Here is a 20,194-nt window from a genome sequence, read left to right on the forward strand (position 1 = left end):
CCGGAACTGATAACTTGTCGCGAGGTCACAGTGCTCCTTAATTCCATTCATGGACTCCATTCGGTAGACGATTAAGATTAAGGATTCACTGTGGCTTGGATTATGATTTTCAAACCCAAGACCATTAGGAGGAATCCATTTTGACATTTCAATTACAACAATTAGGCTTTAATCCGTCGATTCAGACGGCATTTGAATCATTCGCAAGCTTAGGGTATCAAGCTGCACGCGTGGCGCTTGAGCATACCCATCTATATACGTTATATACAGAACATGGTGAACTAATCGGCGAAGTCTCTGGAAAATATCGGTATGGTGCACTAGGCCGCGGCGATTACCCTGCGGTTGGCGACTGGGTAGCGATCTCGGCTCGTCCCGAAGACGGCCGTGCAACGATTCATGCGGTTCTGCCACGATTCAGTAAATTCTCTCGTAAGGTCGCAGGTTCCACAACAGACGAGCAGATCGTGGCGACCAACATCAATACAGTCTTTCTCGTCGTCGCGCTCAACAATGACTTCAATGTGCGGAGAGTCGAACGTTATCTCATCATGGCATGGGAGAGCGGTGCTAATCCGGTCATTATTCTGAGCAAAGCTGATTTGTGCGATGATCCTGAAGCAAAAGCAGCGGAGCTAGAATCTGTTGCGATCGGCGTTCCTGTTCATATTGTGAGTACTGTCTCAGAAACGGGCTTTAACGAGCTTAAGCCTTATCTAGCAGAAGGAATGACGATTGCCCTACTCGGATCATCAGGTGTCGGCAAGTCTTCGATTATTAATCAGATGCTCGGTAAGGAGAGTCAGAAGGTACAAGAGGTGCGTGAAGGGGATGACCGTGGCCGTCATACGACGACACATCGTGAACTATTCATTCTCCCTGATGGTGCGCTCATGATTGATACACCAGGAATGCGAGAGCTTCAATTATGGGATGCCGATGAAGGCTTCTCAAGCTCCTTCCAGGATGTTGAATCCCTTACAGAGCAATGCTTCTATTCAGACTGTAAGCACCAAGAGGAACCGCGCTGTGCGGTAAGAATGGCGCTTGAGAATGGATCGCTCGAGCAAGGCAGGTATGACAACTATAACAAAATGAAGGCTGAACTCGCTTATCTCGCCCGCAAGGAAGATGCGAAGCTGCGTCAGCAAGAGAAGCTGAAATGGAAGCAGATAACGAAATCCATGCGTAGCAGCTATAAGTCACGGTAAGGCTATGACACGGTTAACCAACAATAAGGGCCGTCCCAATGTCATCAAGATGACAAGGGGACGACCCTTTAATAGTTCTATTCGAGATATTCGTTAGCCATTCTTCTGCTGGAAGTCAGCCATGAAGGTTGCAAGTGCCTGGCAAGTCTCTTGCGGCACCGCATTGTACGCCGAAGCACGCAAGCCGCCTACACTGCGATGACCCTTCAATCCAACGAAGCCTACGGCTTCCGATTCTTTAATGAACTTCTTCTCTAGCTCTTCCGATTGCAGACGGAATGTAAGGTTCATGATCGAACGGCTGCTTTCCTGTGCACAACCAATATAGAATCCACCGCTGTTATCAATCGTGTTATAGATGAGGTTCGCTTTCTCGCGATTATTACGCTCAACCGCAGCTAGTCCGCCTTGCTCTTCAAGCCATTTCAAGGTTTGATTCACCATATAGATCGAGAATGAAGGCGGTGTATTGTAGAGCGAGTTATTCTTGAAATGTGTATCGTAACGAAGCATCGTCGGAATCGTCTTCGGCGATTCAGCGATAAGCTCTTCACGAGCAATCACGACGGTAACACCTGAAGGTCCTAAATTCTTCTGTGCTCCAGCATAGATCATGCCGAATTTCGACACATCGACCGGGCGACAGAGAATATCACTAGACATATCGCCGATAAGAGGTACATTGCCTGTATCCGGGTAGGACGCGAATTGTGTCCCTTCAATGGTCTCATTGGATGTAACGTGTAAGTAAGCTGCATGAGCAGGGATTTCGATCTCGTCCAGCGCTGGAATCCGCATGAATTTATCCGCTTCGGAAGAAGCTGCAATATGCGTCTCACCGATCAATTTTGCCTCTTTAATCGCTTTGTCCGCCCAACTGCCTGTCATGACATAGCTTGCAACTTGTCCTTCGCGCAGTAAATTCATTGGAATCATTGCGAACTGCGTGCTCGCTCCGCCTTGTAGGAACAGCACCTTATAACCAGCAGGAACATTCAATAATTTCTTCAGTAACTGCTCGGTCTCATTATGAACACCTTCATAAATCGCACCACGGTGGGACATTTCCATAATGGACATACCTGATCCCTGGAAATCTACGAATTCTTGCTGCGCGCGCTCTAGCACGGCTAACGGAATTGCTGCGGGTCCTGCATTGAAGTTATAAGCTCTCTTGCTCATGATCATCTCTCCCTACCCTATCTATATTTATTTACCACAATAGAAAGCTGCCGTCGGCAATCGAAGACATTTTCTATTGGGCGATAAAACCTACAATGAACCGCGGTCGATCGTATTCGAGAAGCTTGATGTTGGATTTCACAATAAAATAGTTACGGTTATGATAGCAGTAATATAGGGTTCCATCAAGTGGAATTGTTATGGCAACAGCAAAAAATTCCTGCCCGATCCGTCAAAGGGATCGAGGCAGGAACTGCACTTTATATTAGCAATCGAAGTATAGGCTGTACTCTTGCGGATGAATACGGATATTCACCGATTTCGCTTCGCCACGCTTAAGCTCGATGTAGTTCTCGATGAAGTCCTTCGTGAAGACGCCGCCTTCAGTCAAGAATTCGTAGTCTGCTTCCAGTGCATTTAGCGCATCGTCTAATGTGCCTGGTACGCTGCGAATTTCTTTCTTCTCTGCATCTGACAATTCGTAGATGTTCTTATCGAATGGTCCATAACCAAGAACAGAAGGATCAATCTTACGTTTGATACCGTCAAGGCCTGCCATCAGCATCGCTGCGAATGCAAGGTAAGGGTTCGCTGTGGAGTCCGGTGTACGGAACTCGATACGGCATCCTTTTGGCGTTACAGCCGCAACTGGAATACGAATCGCTGCAGAACGATTACCTTTGGAGTATACCAAGTTCACAGGCGCTTCATAGCCTGGTACTAAGCGTTTGAACGAGTTCGTACTTGGGTTCGTTAATGCGATCAACGCTGGTGCATGATGCAAAATACCGCCGATGTAGTGAAGCGCCATTTCACTCAAGTTCGCGTAGCCGCCCTTTTCATAGAACAAAGGTGTGTCACCGTTGAAGATCGATTGGTGAACGTGCATACCGCTGCCGTTATCGCCGAACAATGGTTTTGGCATGAATGTCGCCACTTTACCATATTGCTTTGCCGTGTTATGAATAATGTATTTGTATTTCATCAAGTTATCCGCTGTCTTCGTCAATGTGTCGAAGCGGAAGTTGATCTCTGCTTGACCTGCTGTCGCAACTTCATGATGGTGACGCTCGATGCGAAGTCCGGCTTCAGCCATAAGACGACACATTTCACTGCGGATATCCTGTTGTGTATCGACTGGAGCTACTGGTACATAGCCACCTTTCGTACGCACTTTGAAGCCTAGGTTCCCGCCGTCTTCCTTACGGTTCGTGTTCCAAGAAGCTTCCTCGGAATCCACGTAGAAGGACGAGCTGTTCATGGAGTTCTCATAACGAACGTCGTCGAAGATGAAGAACTCAGACTCTGGTGCGAAGAATGCCGCCGTACCCACACCTGTCGTTTGCATGAATTGCTCTGCCTTTTGCGCGATGCTGCGCGGGTCACGTTCATAACGTTCACCATCTGGCGTATGAATGTCACACATCACGATCAATGTTGGATGTGCTGTGAATGGATCAATATATACGGATTCAGGATCTGGCATCATAACCATATCCGATTCTTCAATGCCGCGGAAACCTGGGATCGATGAACCGTCAAAAGCAACGCCGTTCACAAATGTCTCTGCTTCTACTTCAGAAGCCGGCAACGAGATGTGATGTGCGCGACCGCCAAGGTCTACGAAACGGAAATCTACCCACTCAATATTGTTTTGCTTAATTAGGTCTAATACGCTTTGAACTGACATCCTAAATTCCTCCCATTCCCGAACATTAATCGGGTTCCCACTTGTGAATGTTCAACTTTTCTTTTCTTTGTTGAAGTTATTATATTCCTGTGTTGAACCATCGTCAATACTCATGTCAGGTATTTTTTATGGTATATGTGAGGTAATGTGACATAGTACAAATCATTCGTTATAAAGTGCAAATGCCCTGTTATGATACCAAAAAAGACCATTGCATCATCGCAATGGTCTCGTTTTATTATCAATCTATTAGACAACCTTCCACGTCTCGAACGCTTCCGCCGGAGCTTTCTCCGTGTCGAAGTTTTTACCCATTAATGCGCCTAACTTCTCCAGATCTTTCAATAGGTTCGCGAATTGATCCGGGAAGAGCGATTGTACGCCATCGCCTGTCATCGAATTATCTGGATCGGTATGCATTTCAATAATCAATCCGTTCGCGCCTGCCGCAACAGAAGCCTTAGACATCGTCTCAACCAACTCCCTACGACCTGTGCCGTGGCTCGGGTCAGAGATCACTGGTAAGTGGCTCAATTGCTGAAGAACAGGAATCGCCGTCAGGTCGAGCGTATTCCGTGTGTATGTCTCGAATGTACGAATGCCGCGCTCACAGAGCATTACATTCGGATTGCCGCCTGCAAGAATGTATTCCGCCGCATTCAGGAACTCATCATACGTAGAACTGAAGCCGCGTTTAAGCAGGACAGGCGTATTGCATTCCCCAAGCTTGCGCAATAAATCGAAGTTCTGCATATTGCGTGTTCCCACTTGAAGAATATCCGCATACTCTGCACAGATATCTACTGTCTCAGGCGTCATGACTTCTGTAATCGTCAATAATCCATGCTTCTTCCCTGCTTCCGCCATCATGACTAGACCTTCGACACCAATGCCTTGGAAGCTGTAAGGACCTGTTCTTGGCTTGAATGCACCGCCGCGCAAAACTTGACCGCCTGCTAATTTAACAAGTCTAGCAATCTCATCAATCTGTTCAGGCGATTCAACCGCACATGGACCGCCCATAATCGTCAGATTGTTCCCACCAATCTTCACGCCTTTAATCTCAATGATCGTATCGTCTGGATGGAAGTCGCGGCTTGCGAGTTTGTAAGACTTCGAGATCTTGATGACATTCTCTACATCTTTCATTTGACGAAGATGTTCTGCGAGCTTCGGCTCGAATTGACCGACAATCCCAATCACCGTACGATCTACGCCACGAGAGATATGGGCCTGTGCCCCTGCTTGCTCTATCACTTTAACAATTTCATTCACACGGGTTTCCGAAGTTTTATTGGATGTAATAGCAATCATGTTCAACACTCCTTGATTTGTCATTATCTATTGTCGTTCCATTGTCACCATTTCACTATTATGCTTCAACGCTTATACGCTTTTAAGCTTTTATTCATTAAAGCGATTATACGACCTATTTGGATGCCCGTCAAGACCATCTAAATAAAAAAACGATGCAAGCGCTTTTTCAGAAAATAACATATTTACTTCCACAGAAAGTTATGGTACCTTAATTTCGATAGATATAGAAATAATGACAACACACAGCGAAGGTGATAAAACCATGTTCGAAGACAACGCAGACGCACGACAAGCTGTCAAAGTATACAAAGCACTCGGGGAACCTACCCGGCTCAAAATCGCCATGCTGCTTACAGAAGAGCAAAATTTGTGCTGCTCCGATATTAAGGATAAGCTCGAATCTGTTGCAGGCTCAACCCTGTCGCATCATCTGAAGCTATTGACCGATTGCGGCCTATTGGAACTTCGTAAAGACGGAACCTATATCTTCTATCGTGTGAATCGCGAAGTCGCACAGAAGTACGCACCGTTTTTGCTCGTATAAATTTTTTGTTGTTATTTCTATATTTTTAGAAATACTGAAATATAAGTGGAGAGAGGAGCAATACAATCATGTCCAATGCTTGGAAAATTTATATATTAGCCATCGTTAGTTTTCTGGTAGGTACGTCAGAGAATATTATCGCGGGGATTCTAGACAAGGTGGCTGCGGATACAGGAATCTCCGTTGCTGCAGCCGGTCAATTAATTACGGTATTCTCACTGGCATTTGCCTTTGGGACCCCCATCCTCATGGCGCTTACAGGGCGCGTGGGAAGGAAACAACTACTAATCTATTCCCTTAGCATATTCGTGATCGGAAATGCGATCGCCGCCATCATCCCTGGATTCGGATTCCTAATTACCTCTCGCATCATCTCAGCGCTCAGTACCGGCGTATTCGTCGTCACTTCATTAACGGTTGCTTCCAAGCTCGCCCCAGCAGATCGACAAGGAAGTGCCATTGCCACCCTTGTCATGGGTTTCAGCACCTCTCTAATCATTGGTGTTCCCTTAGGAAGAGTTATCGCTTCCTCGTATGACTGGAAGCTGATCTTCGGAGGCATTGGTATCCTCGGCATCCTAGCCATCTTCTTGATCATCTACGTCATTCCATCAACAACCGGCGAAGAACCTGTTCCCCTTCGTAAGCAGCTTGCGCTCCTTCGACAACCGCGAATCGCGATTGCCTTATCCATCACCTTCTTCTGGATCCTTGGCTACTCGATCGTCTATACGTACATTTCGCCATTTCTTCTCCAAATCACCGGGATGAATGAACAAGGCGTCAGTATTGGATTATTCGCATTTGGCATCGCCAGTCTCATTGGCTCGAAGTTCGGAGGCTTTAGCACCGACAAATGGGGTGTTGCCCGCACATTGATCAGCGGCATGCTGGTTCATGCAGTCGTTCTCCTAAGCCTATCCATCTCAGCTCATTCTGCTGTAATTGTATTCCCGCTGCTCATGTTATGGGCGTTCTCCGCTTGGTCATCTGGACCTACACAGCAATATTATCTCATTTCACTTGCGCCCGAAGCTTCTGGCATTATGCTTAGCTTGAACACCTCGATTCTCCAGCTGGCCATGGCAGCTGGCGCAGGGATTGGCGGCTTTGCCATCGAGCAAATCTCGCTGGCATCCATCAGCTGGATTGGTGCTGCAGGTGTTGCGGTAGCAGCTGGAACAGCTGCTGTATCGCTAGGACTCTCACGATTCCGCGCACGCGCTCGATCCCGGATTCAGCTTGAAGAGCCACAACGTACCGCACCGAATTGATATCGTTCCGCCACCACGTATGCAAAAAAAAGGCTGCAATTCACGTTATCCGTGAATATGCAGCCTGCGTGTTTTTCGTTTTTCTTTTCGCTTATGTCCTACGTAATCAATCATCCACTTCACAGGAAAGTACATAATCAGTCCGAGTATAACCCCATCAACAATACCACCGACAATTAGTTTCAAATTATACATCATGAACCGATTGATCCATTCCGGCACGTAAGGAATATGAATGTGAACACGCTTCGGCAGCATCATCCCCCCAACCATGCCATTCAGGAAGGACATCGGAATGTAGATGATCTTACCGAAGACAAATCCGATTAACGCACTTGCAAAGCTTGCTCGTAGAATATACACGAGGGGGAAAATCAAGAAAAAAGCCAGCCCCATCGTAGGTAACGTGAACATCTCAATGGCAAGACCAATCGAGAATCCTTTTGCTACTTTTGCTCCACCGCCTCGAGCGCGGATCAGCAGCAAGTATTTATACTTCATCCATCTCCCGATGCCTTTGAACCAGGAATATTTCCGGTTGGACATTGTCAAATTCCTTAGCTGGACTTATCGCGAACGGTTGGCAATAGTTTATCCATCTTCACCGTTCGGATGATTGGCCAAGTCGATTCGTTATCAGCATCATACTGTTCCAAGTATGCGATCACTTCTTTTGTAATCGGTGTCGGTGTTGATGCGCCCGAGGTGACACCTACTTTATGAACCCCTGCTAACCATTCTCGATTGAGCTCTGTAATATCCGCAATACGATATGCTGTGACACCCGCAATCTCTTCAGATACTTGCGCAAGACGATTCGAATTGTTGCTTCGCGGATCACCCACGACAATCACCAAATCCGTCTCACCAGCTTGTTCTGCAACAGCTTGCTGTCGAACCTGCGTAGCCAGGCAAATCTCGTTATGAATTTCTGCACGAGGGAATTTCTCAATCAAGCGATTCATAATATGTTTAATATCCCATTGGCTCATCGTCGTCTGATTCGTAATAATAATACGATCCGTAGACAGTTCAAGCTGATCAATCTCTTCTTCTCTTTCGATCAGATGAACATGCTCTGGCGCAACGCCGATGGCACCTTCTGGTTCCGGGTGCCCTTTCTTGCCGATATAGATCACTTCATATCCATCAGAGACTTTCTCACGAATTAAATCATGCGTCTTCGTCACATCCGGGCAAGTCGCATCGACTGTCGTAAGCCCCTTCTCCCGTGCAATACGGCGGACTTCTGGCGAAACGCCATGTGCCGTGAAGATAACCGTTCCTTTATCTACCTTGCTTAGGATCTCTAGACGGTTCTCCCCATCGAGTGTAATGATGCCGTCCTTCTCAAAAGCATCTGTTACATGACGATTGTGTACGATCATACCTAATATATATATAGGGCGCGGTAAATCCAGATTCTTCGCTGTCTGTGTCGCGAGTACCATCGCGTCGACAACCCCGTAACAATACCCACGAGGCGAAATTTTGACGACCTCCATGTTGCACCTGCTTTCATCTACATACTACCCAAACGTTGTATATCAGAATTATTATACTCTATTCAAGGGTAGGATGAAAGCTACTAACAATAGGAAGCCAGATGATAAAGGTCGATCCTTTCTCTACTGCTGTGACCACTTCTACAGAGCCGTAATGCTCATCAATAATCCATTTGGCAATCGATAGGCCAAGCCCCGTCCCTGCGATAATTCCACGTGATTCATCCGCTCGATAGAAGCGGTCAAAAATATACGGTACCTCCTCGCGATCCATCCCAATACCTGTATCCTTGATTCGGATTCCTACTTGCTCATCATGGCGGATGGCATCGATCGTAACTGACCCTTCTGGCGTATATTTGAATGCATTCTCGATGAAAACAAACAGCATCTGCTGTAAATATTCCTTATGCCCGTTCACACCAATTGCGTCCAGTACCGACAGATCCCCCGTGATCCATTCGGCTGTCCGCGGCAGAAACTGTGCGCGTCGAATCACTTCATCCACGAGCGGCCGCAAATGAATCGGTTCTTTCTCCATGATAACGCCCGCATCTGCGCGAGCAAGCGCCAGCAAGTCGTTCACAAGGCGCGACATACGTCTGGATTCGCCTGCGATATCCTGCAATGCTTCGAGCGACATCTCCTTCTTCATCGCCTCGTCGATGTGCTTCTTCTCTAATTCCCCCGTCGCTCCCCACATCTTCTCGAGCAAGTCCACATTTCCGCGAATCGTCGTGAGAGGCGTCCGCAATTCATGTGAGGCATCCGAGACGAATCTGCGTTGCGCCCGATAGGACTCATCTAGCTCACGGTAGAAGATTTCCATCCGAGAAATCATCTCATTGACAGTATCCGTCAATTGTCCAATCTCATCGTTCGGCCCTGTCCGCTTAATCCGGACACTAAGATCCGACCCCCGCTGAATTTGATTCGCTGCACGAATCACGTTTTCGATAGGGCGCAGTGATTTCCTAGCAAGGAAGAGTCCGATTGAGGACGCGATAAGGACCATCGTAATGGACACGAGCGTAAGAATATTTTTGAGCTGAGTGAAGAACAAAACTTCTTTCCCCGTATAGACACCAATCGTTGCGACGCCGATGGATTTATTGCTATTCTTAATCTTGATCGGGCCTTCATACACATAGAACGGAAGACCTTCGACGGTAATATGCTTAAATCCTGGTTTTATTTTATCGGCTGACTTTGGATATGGGAACTGTATCCCCCCTAAATTAGGCGTCACTTTAATCGTGCCATTCACATAGTTTACGAATTGGGCGTACATTTCCTCCTCGAAACCTCTACCGCCAACATTCAAATCAATTCCATCCAAAAAATTATAATCTGCTGTAATTCGCATCACATCAACCTGCTTGTTAATCCGGTCCCGCATCCCGCCATAAATGCTCTGATCTGCGAACCAATAAATCGCAAGTCCAACAAGTAAGAACGTAACGGCGAGAATTGATGCATACCATGCTGTAAGCCTAAGCCGAATCGACATTACGAATCACCTCGCAGCACGTAGCCTGCGCCACGCACCGTCAGAATGATCCGTTTACCTCCGAACTCTTCGGTCTTCTGCCGCAGCATCGCTACATACACTTCCAGTACATTTGATTCCCCGCTAAAATCATACCCCCAGATTTTCTCCATGATCATGTCCCGCGTCAATACCCGCTTCGGATTCAACATGAATAGATGGAGCAACTCGAATTCCTTTGTCGTCAACTCTATTGTATGCCCATCACGAATCACTTGTCGCATGTCTAAATCCAGCACTAGATCTTCATAAGCAACTTGTCTGGATACGGATTCCACTTCGGTCTCACTCGATTTGCGACGCAGTAAGGCACGAACACGCGCAAGCAATTCTTCAAGCGCGAACGGCTTGACCAGATAATCATCCGCTCCGTTATCGAGCCCTTTCACGCGATCCTTGATATCATCCTTCGCCGTTAACATCAGCACCGGCACGGAGCTGCCCGCTTCACGGATACGCCGGCATACTTCCCAGCCATCCACCTTCGGCATCATGACATCAAGAATGACGATATCCGGATCGGATTCCATCATCTTATTCAGTCCTTGCTCCCCATTCGATGCGGTCATTACTTCATACCCTTCAAAAGCAAGCCCGCGCCGCAGCATCGAAATAATCTTATCATCGTCATCTACAATCAATATCCTCTGCCTCATCGCTTCATCTCCCTGTCTCATGCGAAAAGGAAGCAAGAAGGTATCCCTCCTTCCGCTTCCTCCCTAACCATTATTATTGGTTTCCATTTGCGTTGTATTTATTTTTGTCACCGATTTTGACTTTTAGATCCATCGCTTTCCCATTCCGAACGATATTGAACGTCACTTCGTCGCCGACTTTCTTCTTCTGGATCGCTTCGATCAACACGTCATTCGTCGCATATTTCGTTCCGTCGATCCCTGTAATAATGTCGTACGCACGAAGGTCAGCATCATAAGCTGGTGTACGGTAGTATACTTGCGTAACAATCGATCCTTCGACTTTGTCCGTATTCAACTGCTTCGCAATATCATCCGTCATCGTCGCAAGCGTTGCACCAATGAACGGTACAGGTTCTTGTGGAATTTCCTTGTTCGCTTTTAGGTTCGACAAGTTCTCCAGAATAGTCTTCGCTGGAATAGCAAACCCGATCCCTTGGGAGTCCGCGCTTACCGCCACGTTCATCCCGATCACTTCACCGTTCATATTGAGTAATGGACCACCAGAGTTACCTGGGTTGATCGACGCATCGGTTTGAATCAAATGTTTGTATTCACGCGTCTTGCCTGCTTCTTGATCTGGAATACTAATGGAGCGCTCTTTCGCACTTAACACCCCAGCCGTAACCGTATGGTCGAAGCCGTTCGGGTTACCAATCGCCACAAGCCAGTCTCCGGATTGGGTTTGATCCGAGTTACCGATGTTAATCGTCGGGAAGTCCGTTCCTTCAATTTTGAGAACGGCGAGGTCTAAGTCAAAGCTCGAGCCGAGTACTGTTGCAACATACGGCTTATCATGCCCTTCCAAGACGACCTTGACTTGATCAGCGCCTGCAATAACGTGTTGGTTCGTTAGGATGTAGCCGGATTTGTCGAAAATAAACCCTGAACCTAATCCATTCTCAATTAACTGATCACTGTTGCTGTTCTGACGTTGTTGATTGGACCCGCCGCTGCCATCACCGAAGAATTGACGGAAGAACGGATCATCCATAAATGGATTGGAACTGCTTTGTCGTTTACTTTGCTTCACATACGTCTCGATTTTCACAACCGCAGGACTTGCATTCTTCACAATGCTTGTAATATCTCCTGGGCGATCGAGCTGCGGTGTATTCACATTCGCGCTTGTCGTTACGGCATTCCCACCGGATGAGCCTGCACCTTCAGAAGCATTCGTACTTCCTGTGAATAAGTTATACCGGTCAGATACGAACATTAAGGAACTAATGACGAGCATCCCTGCTAAGAAGGAGATGAACACCGTCTTGAACGATGATTTCGGACGGGCTTGATTCACTTGCCAGTTCCCACCGACGGTACCATTTCCGCTTCCGCCGTTACTGTAGTTCGCGAAATCCACGTTGCCTGCCTTCAATTCCATACCTTGCGAAGTATAGTAGGAACGCGTCGGTGCCGCTTTGATCGGATCTGGAGGTGTTACTTCTACTTCAGAAGCCGTTCCACTGCCGACCGTTGTGGAATCATTTCCCGTTACATCGTTTGGTACCGATTTGAAAGGTCCATAAGAATAGTAATACGAAGATGACTGCTCTTGCTTGTCTTGATTTTCTTTAGGCTCATTATTGTTATGCTCTTCGAATAATTGTTCATTATCATTGCGTTTATTTTCTTCACTCATTCGAATGACCTCCATTACTATATTAGCTGCTCTGTATAGTCATTATCATGAACGATGAACCTTAAACCAACCTTAAAAACAATTTAAACGAAAATAAAACCTAGGCGATAGCCTTTTAGGCGCTTACCCACCCTTTACGATGTGCATATATAGCCAGCTGCGTCCGGTCATCCATTTCACATTTCATCAGTAAATTGCTCACATGAGATTTCACCGTTTTAATGCTGATATGCAGCTCTTCGGAGATATCTTTGTTCGTCTTGCCCTCAGCAATTAGCAGGAGCACTTCCTTCTCTCGCTCGGTGAGGCCATCCGATTCCCCTTGTGTAGTACGCTGCCGAATCCCTCGGGTTAAGGCTTGGGAGACATCTCCGGTCATGACAGGCATGCCACGGAATGCGCCTTGCAGCGCATAGATCAATTCATCGGCAGAGACTGTCTTCAGAACGTAACTGACCGCGCCCGCTTCTACTGCCTCTACCACTTGCCGATCTTCTAGAAAGCTTGTAAGAATAATGATCTTCATCGCAGGAAATTCACGCATAATCTCTCGCGTCGCTTCAACGCCATTCATTTCTGGCATCATCAGATCCATTAATATAACATCAGGCATGCCTTCAGCAAATCCTAGCTTCAATGCTGCAATCGCTTCGAGCCCATTGCTAGCTTCCCCAATGACGTTGAACTTCGGCTCAATCATCAAATACGTGTGTAATCCCATACGTACCATTTCATGATCGTCAACGATCAATACTTTAATCTGTTCCATCGATCTTCGTCTCCTCTTCGAATCTCGGCATGTATACACGAATGGTCGTCCCAACACCTGGTGTACTCATAATATCCACCTGTCCGCCCAGCTTCTCTGCACGTTCTTGCATCGTATGCAGCCCGTAGGATCCAGGCTTCAACATCTGCTTATTAAATCCGCGGCCGTCGTCATTGATAGATAGAATATATTGACTCTCCCGTTCTGTTAGCTTCAGGGTGACTCGCTGTGCCGAGGCGTGCTTCACAATATTTGCTACCGCTTCTTGGATAATCAAGAACATCTGATGTTCCTTTGCCTCCGAGATTGGTTCATGCAGGTCCAGCTCTTTGGTCCCTTGCAGCCCATTATGTCGGCAATAATCAGGAAACCATGCATCCAGCGCTTCCGCCAGTGATTTCCCTTCCAATTCAATAGGCCTTAACTGCGCGATGAGTCCTCGCATCTGCTTCTGCGCCAGATAAGACATTTGGATTAACTGATCCATGACAAGCTTCGCACGTTCCATATCCACTTCCATCACCTTCGGGAGGGATGAAGCTGACATATGAATGGCGAATAATTGTTGACTAACCGAATCATGCAGGTCACGAGCCAACCGCTTCCGCTCTTCGGCTACGGCAGACTCTGTCGTCATCTCCAGCTGCACCACTTGCTGCTCCCCTAATTTCTGCAGCAATTTCATCTTCTTCTCTACGCTATCTACCATCGTATTGAATTCATAGTACAGACGTGCAAAAGAGGGGTCCTCTGTCCGCCGAATTCGAACGGATAAATTCCCCCTTGAGACTTGAAGCATGCTGTCATGAATGGCATCAATACGACGCTGCATCCGCTGTGCTACGGCATAACCGACGATCGTGCATACGATAATGATAAGCAACAAATACCCTATCCATAATCGGAAATCTGTTAACAGCCCCTGATATCGAAAGATACCGAGCAGCACAGCGACGATGCTAAATGCACTGGAGAGTGCGAAGTAAATCAATAATCCCCATTTTGAATTCTGCAATATGCGCGTCATCATGCTTTAACCTACTTTATTCACTTTGACATCACCGATAAATGTGCTGACGATGATGCGTACTTTTTTGCTTGCTTCATTGTAGTACGGTGTTTCTTGACGGATATTCTTCATGAACCCGCTCTCGAAATGATCCAGCAGCTTTACATCGCCAGCTAATGCACTGCAGGAGACTGCAATACCAACCTCAATATCATTCGGAACATAGACCTTAACGTCGCCAATGAAGGAGGAGATATTAATTTTTGTCTCCCCATATGGAATGTGTGCTTTCGTCAAATCAAGGACGGTATCTCCAATGAAATGCGAGATATTCATCGGTTTCAATTCCCAGAAATCTGACCCCATATGGATATCCCCGATAAACCCGGATTTATTGACGGTACTCTCATTCCAACCAAATTCGTAATCATCCTTCCAGGTTGATTTCGGTGCTTCAGTCCCTGGAGGAGGTGGCGGTGGCGGAGTCATCCCATACGGCTCGGGCGGGATATGAAAATGCGGGTCATGTTTCTTATACGAACGCCGCGGTTTGAGAATAACGTACAGACCAATCAGAATAAGCATAAGTGGCACCAAATAACGAAAAAATTCACCAGTTGATAGGTGCAGAACATCCAAATTACGTGCGAGGAAGAATCCACCGATGACGATCAAAATAACATTCCCGAACGAAATCGAACGCCCATATTCATGATTTTTGTACGAAACCACATTCTTCAATCCTGCCAAAATCAGAATCACAGGCCAATACGTTCGGATCACATAACCAATATCCACGTGAACATAACCCATTTGATTCAATAAGAACACGACACCGATTCCGACAAGGATAAGCCCTCCGAACAATCGAGACCCAAATCCTGAATGCATAAACAACGCCTCCACTAACGATCTTCTTTAAGTTCGAGTTCAAAAAGTCGGCATTTCAGCACCAAGAAGGTTGCGAGAACCTGAAGCCATGCTTCCGTAGCTAGTTTTTCTCCGAAAAACTTTTAGGAGGAACGCAGTTTAGGCGAAACCTAAATGAGTACCTGAAATGTTTCCAGAGGAAACATACTCCGTAAGCATATGCTCTTCGAAGGTGAACGCAAGATTCGATGTCGATTATGCTTCTTGTATGACTTCGTGATCAAATGATGACTTTTTGAACTACCTCTTCAATTTAGTTTTAGTGTACAGGATGTCGATAGCATTGAACAGCGTCGGCGGGTTGAAATTCATATCGGTCTCGAGGCGGAGTCCGCTTCCACAAAAAGTTAAAATCAGGCATCAAATAGAAAAAGAGGACGCTTATGCGTCCTCTTTGGATCCATCCGTCTTATAGGTCGTCTGCATCCGCATTTGCTTGAGAAGATTGACGATTCGCACGAGCTGCTGCATTAGCAGCTGCTGCGCTAGAGTCGTTAGCTGCTTCGCTTGCGAATTCCGTATCGAAATTAGCTTTGTTCGCGCGTGCAGCTGCGTTAGCAGCGCGTGCGGAGCTAGCATTGTTCGCTACGCCAGCTGTGTCACTCGCGAATTCTGCATCGAACTTTTGGTTGCCACTCATATTGTTGCGGTTGTTGTTCTTAGCCATGATTGCTCACCTCCAAGAAGTATTATGCGACTTCCTTCGGGATCTTATGCACAATAACCGCCTCATTCATTTCATGGATCAACTTCTCGGTAACCTTGCCCTCACCACGCTTAATGACGTGGACCTTTAAGGTTTTTTTGCCCCACTCTTTGTAGACTTGTTTTGTGGTTTTATAATACAGGTCGATTTTGTTGCCTTTTATTGCTGATCCAGTATCTGCGACAATGCCATAGCCATAACCCGGAATGAACAACACCGTTCCGATCGGCAGCACGCGTGGGTCTGCGGCAATCGTTGATATTTTATGCTTATCGCGTCTGACCTTCACGCCGGAATACGTAATTCCGTATTGCGGATGGCCAGGTCGTTTGCCTGTCGATTCAACTCCAGCTGTATAGCCTGTTGCGACCACGCTAAGTGTTTCTAGAATATCTTTAGGTTCTGGCGCAATGACTTCTTTAGTAGGTTTCTCCTGAGCTAGCGCCTGAAATGATGACGTTGGGAACAACAAACTCATTCCGAATACAATCACAATCATCCAACCATATTTGGGCCATGTTCTGCGTATGCCTCGAAGCATAATGGATATCTCCCCCTTATCCCGAAAGGCTTTCCAGAGGTCCAACATTTTATGCATCGATATCCCCAAAAAAAGAACACACCTAAGCAGCTTAGGCCGACAAAGGTGTGTTCTCCATTCATTTACTTCAATATTTGGCTGGCAATCCAAGCAAGGTCATGAATATCAATGACATTGTTATGGTCGATATCACCCATTGCAATTTGACTCCAATTTGGACTTGCCGACGTCTCTCCATAATGCGCTGCAATGATCGCGAGATCCCCAATGGAGTATTTGCCGTCATGGTTCATGTCGCCAGGCGGTGTACCAGGATCAATCGGCGTGATTTGTACTTCTTGGGAGGAAGCAGCAGCGCTCGATTCTACACCTTCTCCATCGGCGACAGTCGTCTGAAGGGCTGTGATCTGTGCCGTCTTCGCAACACTTGTATTCTTCGCGCGGAAGGTCAATTCAATAATCGACTGTGTTCCTGTAATGCCGTTGCCTTCCCCTTCGCTTGCCACAATGAGACGCAGTTTTCCCGTATTATCAACCTTTTTCTCGACGATGCTAACCCGGTCTTTCATAGGAACCGCAGCGACGAATTCCAAGGCTGTGGGATCATAATGAATAGCAATATCTTGCGCATAGACGCTGTTGGTCACATTCTTCAATCCAAAATTGACTTTCATTTCAGCGCCTGCTTGAACGGTTCCGCTGCCTGTCAGCGTCGTTGTAAGTTCTTTGGTTTCGACAGGGAGGATGAGCGGCTCCGCTTGATATGTCACCTTGTCATCGCTAAGCGCGTACTTGATATTATCGAAGGCAAAGGTACGTCCATTCGCGCTATCCCACAGGAATCCAAGAACAATCCGGTCAAAATTCTTGATCGCTGTCGTCGTCTTCACCAATTGCCCGTCAATATACATCTTGAGATCTGTCTCGGAAGTATAATCCCATTTCAGTTCGTGCCATCCCTTACTCCGCTTGACCGTCGTAGCTTCCCAAGCCGTCGCATTGCTGCTTGCGCGTACCGAATAATAATCAAGCGATCCATATGCACTGCCATCATAGAGTAATCCCATCCCTGCCAAGAGCGTCGTTCTCGCATTCCCAACATGCGCGACCACACGTGTCTTCGTATCCATGGAACCATCGTCGTACAGCATCATCGTCACGACACCTTGCTTCGCCTGCCCGAATAGCTTCTGAATGGCGTTCGACCCGTTACCCACGTTGAAGAGTGCGCTCTGCTTTCCTTGGTATGCGACTTTATCCGAGATCGTGCCTGTTGTTATAGATGCCCCCGTCTCCGGTACGAAATCGCCCCATCCGGACTCGAAGCTCTGTGAGAAGACCAAATCCTTGTATTCTTGTACTTCCGCAGATACTTTGATGGCACGAACACCCGCTAGATCTCCTTTAACTTCCAACTTCCCAATCTGCGAATCAATGATCACGTTAGGCTGATCCGTCTTGTAAGTAACCTGATAGTATGGTGCATACGGAAGCGTATTCCCGTCTTCCGTGATACCGTCTGTTCTTAGTTGAATCGTTGGCGTTGAAGCCGATATTTCATTCACATCACTCGTAATCTTATAAGATGTAACGGTCGATTGCGTTAGTACCCGCACACGTGCCTCCCCTTTGATACTTGGGCTCACTGTACTCTCCGCCGTAATCGTTGCTTCGCCAGGGATCATTGGCGTCACAAATCCACTTTGATTCACTGTAGCTACGGCTGGATTGGAGCTCGACCATTTCACTGTTTTGAACCAGGCGTTTGCAGGAGCTACCGTTGCAATCAATGTCGTTCCTACATGTCCTGCATAAAGGCTGATTTCTGTTCGGTCGATCGCGATGGATTGCGGCACAATCTCTGGAGACTGCTCACCCGGTTCATCATTTGTGAACTCGTGCGCTCCGATATCCACCTTCGCTGGATTCGTGATCGGATTTTTGAAGAAATCGACGGTTGGAGCTGACCATACTGACGGCGTCATTGCCGTCATATCCAGTCCCGCATCGATAGCCGGTGAACCCGATAACAATTTATATCCACTCAATCGATTTACATCAAGGACGCTGCCCTTCGCGTCAATCAGATCTTTCGGTTCTTCACCCGGTCTTGCAAATTTCGGACTTGTAAATACATTGTCTTTGAACGTGATGCCTGTAAACTTCGCATTCTGATAATTCGTTCCTGGGTAGAAAATATTGTTCTTCACTTCACCCCCAGCGAAGGTTTCCGTCCCCATCGCTGTATCTGCCTTCGAATAGAAAATATTGTTATACAACCGCATATATTTACCCGAATCACTCATGAGTTTGGTATTGATGTTCGCATCTGTGAAGAATGTATTGTTATGAATTAATGGTGCATCTGCCGAACTCGTCGGTAAGTAGTGGAAAATATATCTTCCGTCCCCGTCGTTCACACTCACATTGTATCTCACAACTGAATTTTTCGATCCACCCATGAAGAGAATGAATCCGCCTCGGTTGCTGTGGCTGTAATTGTATTGATAGAGCGTGCCCTCGCAGAACATATCCACGTCGAATGCTTGACCATCATTGTAACCGTAAATTCCGCCATACACCTCGTTGTACTGCATGATCATGTCTTTTACGCCAATGACCCACAGCCCAGCATAGTTGACATTCCCAACATTCTTGGCTGAATGCTTCACAACCGTGTTGTACTCCATCCGGCCTTCACTGCCGATGTTGCTCATAACAAAGCCATCGCCTTGCACTTCTTCGACATAGTTGTTATTGAACTTCACATTCTTCAGCACTCTCGGAAAATTCGCATTCACGTCGCCTTCCTTATACAAGCCTGCATTGCGAATTCCCTCGATATCCACCCGCTTCACCGTATTTCCTTCCACGAGCACATCGGAAATATTACCGAGAATCAAGATGCCGCCACTACCGATTTTCCAGCCTTTTGGATTCCCGTCCACGTCATGAATGTAATTATTCTTGATCGTAATCCCGCGGTGCGGATTCGCTTCCCATTCTGTTGTCGTTGTTGAAGCTGTACGAATATTAATTCCCGCGCGCTGCGACACGACATCCGGATTAAAGTTCGTGATCTCGAGGTTCGAGAACTCCAAGTAACTGCCATTCACCACATCAATCGTTGCAGACATCGTCTTATCTTTGACGCTGGTATAATTTTTAACGATAGCTGATTCTTCGGTCGTCGTTGTTCCATTCCCGTTCAAGACGGGTCTTCCCGCTTGCTCCAGATTCCCATAATGACTAAATACAATAGGAGCTTCCTTCGTACCTGAGATTCCTCGGAGCTTGACCGATCCGTTCCAGACATCGCCAGCCCGGAAGAGAATGCGATCTCCTGGAACAAAACGCGTCTGATTAACCTTATCGAGTGTCTTCCATGCCGTCGCTTCAGACAATCCATCCTGATCATCTCGTCCATTCGCACTGACGTAGTATGTATTGTGGGCAGCTGCAGCGGCTTGCGTCTGAACCTCCACTTGCCCTGTCTGGTCTGCTGGTGCGGCTTGTGCCTGAGGTGAAATCATCATAGGCATCGTCATGGTCATGATCAGCAGCATGGACAGACATCGCAAGAGTAACCCCCTGTTCATCCGTTTCTTGTTCAATGCAGTATCCTCCTCA

At 46.9% G+C, this 20,194-nt stretch carries 17 protein-coding genes; 3 read left to right on the forward strand and 14 right to left on the reverse strand.

Annotation, left to right across the window (positions count from 1 at the left end; all coding sequences use genetic code 11):
- Positions 1-140 precede the first annotated feature (140 nt).
- The gene (rsgA, locus tag ACFQZR_RS23390) at positions 141-1,211 is read left to right on the forward strand and encodes a ribosome small subunit-dependent GTPase A (RefSeq protein ID WP_379350391.1); all 1,071 of its coding nucleotides are present in this window, start codon (positions 141-143) and stop codon (positions 1,209-1,211) included.
- 93 nt (positions 1,212-1,304) lie between these two features.
- Here the strand turns inward: rsgA and serC are convergent, their stop codons facing one another.
- From serC to aroF, 3 genes are all read right to left on the reverse strand, one after another.
- Positions 1,305-2,393 carry a 3-phosphoserine/phosphohydroxythreonine transaminase gene (serC, locus tag ACFQZR_RS23395; protein ID WP_379350393.1) on the reverse strand — a complete coding sequence of 363 codons (1,089 nt, stop codon included), beginning with the start codon at positions 2,391-2,393 and terminating at the stop codon, positions 1,305-1,307.
- 265 nt (positions 2,394-2,658) lie between these two features.
- Positions 2,659-4,083, reverse strand: a complete 1,425-nt coding sequence (gene glnA / locus ACFQZR_RS23400; protein WP_018756168.1) for a type I glutamate--ammonia ligase — start codon at positions 4,081-4,083, stop codon at positions 2,659-2,661.
- Between the two features lie 249 nt (positions 4,084-4,332).
- A complete protein-coding gene (gene aroF, locus ACFQZR_RS23405; RefSeq protein WP_379350395.1) occupies positions 4,333-5,397 on the reverse strand; it encodes a 3-deoxy-7-phosphoheptulonate synthase in 1,065 nt (354 codons plus the stop codon).
- A gap of 265 nt (positions 5,398-5,662) precedes the next feature.
- Here aroF and ACFQZR_RS23410 point away from each other — a divergent pair, with 265 nt between their 5' ends.
- Both ACFQZR_RS23410 and ACFQZR_RS23415 read left to right on the forward strand, forming a co-directional pair.
- A complete protein-coding gene (locus tag ACFQZR_RS23410; protein WP_379350397.1) occupies positions 5,663-5,944 on the forward strand; it encodes an ArsR/SmtB family transcription factor in 282 nt (93 codons plus the stop codon).
- Between the two features lie 68 nt (positions 5,945-6,012).
- Positions 6,013-7,218, forward strand: a complete 1,206-nt coding sequence (locus ACFQZR_RS23415) for an MFS transporter (RefSeq protein WP_379350400.1) — start codon at positions 6,013-6,015, stop codon at positions 7,216-7,218.
- A gap of 45 nt (positions 7,219-7,263) precedes the next feature.
- On the opposite strand, the gene ACFQZR_RS23420 is transcribed toward ACFQZR_RS23415, so the two are convergent.
- The 11 genes from ACFQZR_RS23420 to ACFQZR_RS23470 form a co-directional block, all read right to left on the reverse strand.
- A complete protein-coding gene (locus ACFQZR_RS23420; RefSeq protein WP_379350402.1) occupies positions 7,264-7,764 on the reverse strand; it encodes a DUF2062 domain-containing protein in 501 nt (166 codons plus the stop codon).
- Between the two features lie 11 nt (positions 7,765-7,775).
- Positions 7,776-8,723, reverse strand: a complete 948-nt coding sequence (locus tag ACFQZR_RS23425) for a 4-hydroxy-3-methylbut-2-enyl diphosphate reductase (RefSeq protein ID WP_379350404.1) — start codon at positions 8,721-8,723, stop codon at positions 7,776-7,778.
- Positions 8,724-8,781: 58 nt separating this feature from the next.
- Complete coding sequence (locus tag ACFQZR_RS23430; protein ID WP_379350406.1) at positions 8,782-10,233, reverse strand: sensor histidine kinase; 1,452 nt, start codon at positions 10,231-10,233, stop codon at positions 8,782-8,784.
- Complete coding sequence (locus ACFQZR_RS23435) at positions 10,233-10,928, reverse strand: response regulator transcription factor (protein ID WP_379350974.1); 696 nt, start codon at positions 10,926-10,928, stop codon at positions 10,233-10,235. The genes ACFQZR_RS23430 and ACFQZR_RS23435 overlap by 1 nt, the downstream gene beginning before the upstream one ends.
- 73 nt (positions 10,929-11,001) lie before the next feature.
- Positions 11,002-12,609 carry a S1C family serine protease gene (locus tag ACFQZR_RS23440; RefSeq protein WP_379350408.1) on the reverse strand — a complete coding sequence of 536 codons (1,608 nt, stop codon included), beginning with the start codon at positions 12,607-12,609 and terminating at the stop codon, positions 11,002-11,004.
- 115 nt (positions 12,610-12,724) lie between these two features.
- Positions 12,725-13,378, reverse strand: coding sequence for a response regulator (locus tag ACFQZR_RS23445; protein ID WP_379350410.1), 654 nt, complete (start codon positions 13,376-13,378; stop codon positions 12,725-12,727).
- Positions 13,365-14,408: a sensor histidine kinase gene (locus ACFQZR_RS23450; RefSeq protein WP_379350412.1), complete on the reverse strand. Its 1,044-nt coding sequence runs from the start codon at positions 14,406-14,408 to the stop codon at positions 13,365-13,367. The genes ACFQZR_RS23445 and ACFQZR_RS23450 overlap by 14 nt, the downstream gene beginning before the upstream one ends.
- Before the next feature lie 3 nt (positions 14,409-14,411).
- Positions 14,412-15,278: a cell wall-active antibiotics response protein LiaF gene (liaF, locus tag ACFQZR_RS23455; RefSeq protein ID WP_379350414.1), complete on the reverse strand. Its 867-nt coding sequence runs from the start codon at positions 15,276-15,278 to the stop codon at positions 14,412-14,414.
- Between the two features lie 448 nt (positions 15,279-15,726).
- Positions 15,727-15,984, reverse strand: coding sequence for a hypothetical protein (locus tag ACFQZR_RS23460; RefSeq protein ID WP_379350416.1), 258 nt, complete (start codon positions 15,982-15,984; stop codon positions 15,727-15,729).
- A gap of 22 nt (positions 15,985-16,006) precedes the next feature.
- Positions 16,007-16,564, reverse strand: coding sequence for a 3D domain-containing protein (locus ACFQZR_RS23465; RefSeq protein ID WP_379350418.1), 558 nt, complete (start codon positions 16,562-16,564; stop codon positions 16,007-16,009).
- 122 nt (positions 16,565-16,686) lie between these two features.
- Positions 16,687-20,178, reverse strand: a complete 3,492-nt coding sequence (locus ACFQZR_RS23470) for a cohesin domain-containing protein (protein WP_379350420.1) — start codon at positions 20,176-20,178, stop codon at positions 16,687-16,689.
- Positions 20,179-20,194: the final 16 nt, after the last annotated feature.

Origin of the sequence: Paenibacillus sp. GCM10027629, assembly GCF_042676425.1 — a bacterium.
Classification (GTDB): domain Bacteria; phylum Bacillota; class Bacilli; order Paenibacillales; family Paenibacillaceae; genus Paenibacillus_K; species Paenibacillus_K terrigena.

Excerpts from the sequence above, each read along its gene's own strand:
- serC (WP_379350393.1), bottom strand. The coding sequence starts at position 2,393 with ATGAGCAAGAGAGCTTATAACTTCAATGCAGGACCCGCAGCAATTCCG.
- glnA (WP_018756168.1), bottom strand. The coding sequence starts at position 4,083 with ATGTCAGTTCAAAGCGTATTAGACCTAATTAAGCAAAACAATATTGAG.
- aroF (WP_379350395.1), bottom strand. The coding sequence starts at position 5,397 with ATGATTGCTATTACATCCAATAAAACTTCGGAAACCCGTGTGAATGAA.
- ACFQZR_RS23410 (WP_379350397.1), top strand. The coding sequence starts at position 5,663 with ATGTTCGAAGACAACGCAGACGCACGACAAGCTGTCAAAGTATACAAA.
- ACFQZR_RS23415 (WP_379350400.1), top strand. The coding sequence starts at position 6,013 with ATGTCCAATGCTTGGAAAATTTATATATTAGCCATCGTTAGTTTTCTG.
- ACFQZR_RS23420 (WP_379350402.1), bottom strand. The coding sequence starts at position 7,764 with ATGTCCAACCGGAAATATTCCTGGTTCAAAGGCATCGGGAGATGGATG.
- ACFQZR_RS23425 (WP_379350404.1), bottom strand. The coding sequence starts at position 8,723 with ATGGAGGTCGTCAAAATTTCGCCTCGTGGGTATTGTTACGGGGTTGTC.
- ACFQZR_RS23430 (WP_379350406.1), bottom strand. The coding sequence starts at position 10,233 with ATGTCGATTCGGCTTAGGCTTACAGCATGGTATGCATCAATTCTCGCC.
- ACFQZR_RS23435 (WP_379350974.1), bottom strand. The coding sequence starts at position 10,928 with ATGAGGCAGAGGATATTGATTGTAGATGACGATGATAAGATTATTTCG.
- ACFQZR_RS23440 (WP_379350408.1), bottom strand. The coding sequence starts at position 12,609 with ATGAGTGAAGAAAATAAACGCAATGATAATGAACAATTATTCGAAGAG.
- ACFQZR_RS23445 (WP_379350410.1), bottom strand. The coding sequence starts at position 13,378 with ATGGAACAGATTAAAGTATTGATCGTTGACGATCATGAAATGGTACGT.
- ACFQZR_RS23450 (WP_379350412.1), bottom strand. The coding sequence starts at position 14,408 with ATGATGACGCGCATATTGCAGAATTCAAAATGGGGATTATTGATTTAC.
- liaF (WP_379350414.1), bottom strand. The coding sequence starts at position 15,278 with ATGCATTCAGGATTTGGGTCTCGATTGTTCGGAGGGCTTATCCTTGTC.
- ACFQZR_RS23460 (WP_379350416.1), bottom strand. The coding sequence starts at position 15,984 with ATGGCTAAGAACAACAACCGCAACAATATGAGTGGCAACCAAAAGTTC.
- ACFQZR_RS23465 (WP_379350418.1), bottom strand. The coding sequence starts at position 16,564 with ATGCTTCGAGGCATACGCAGAACATGGCCCAAATATGGTTGGATGATT.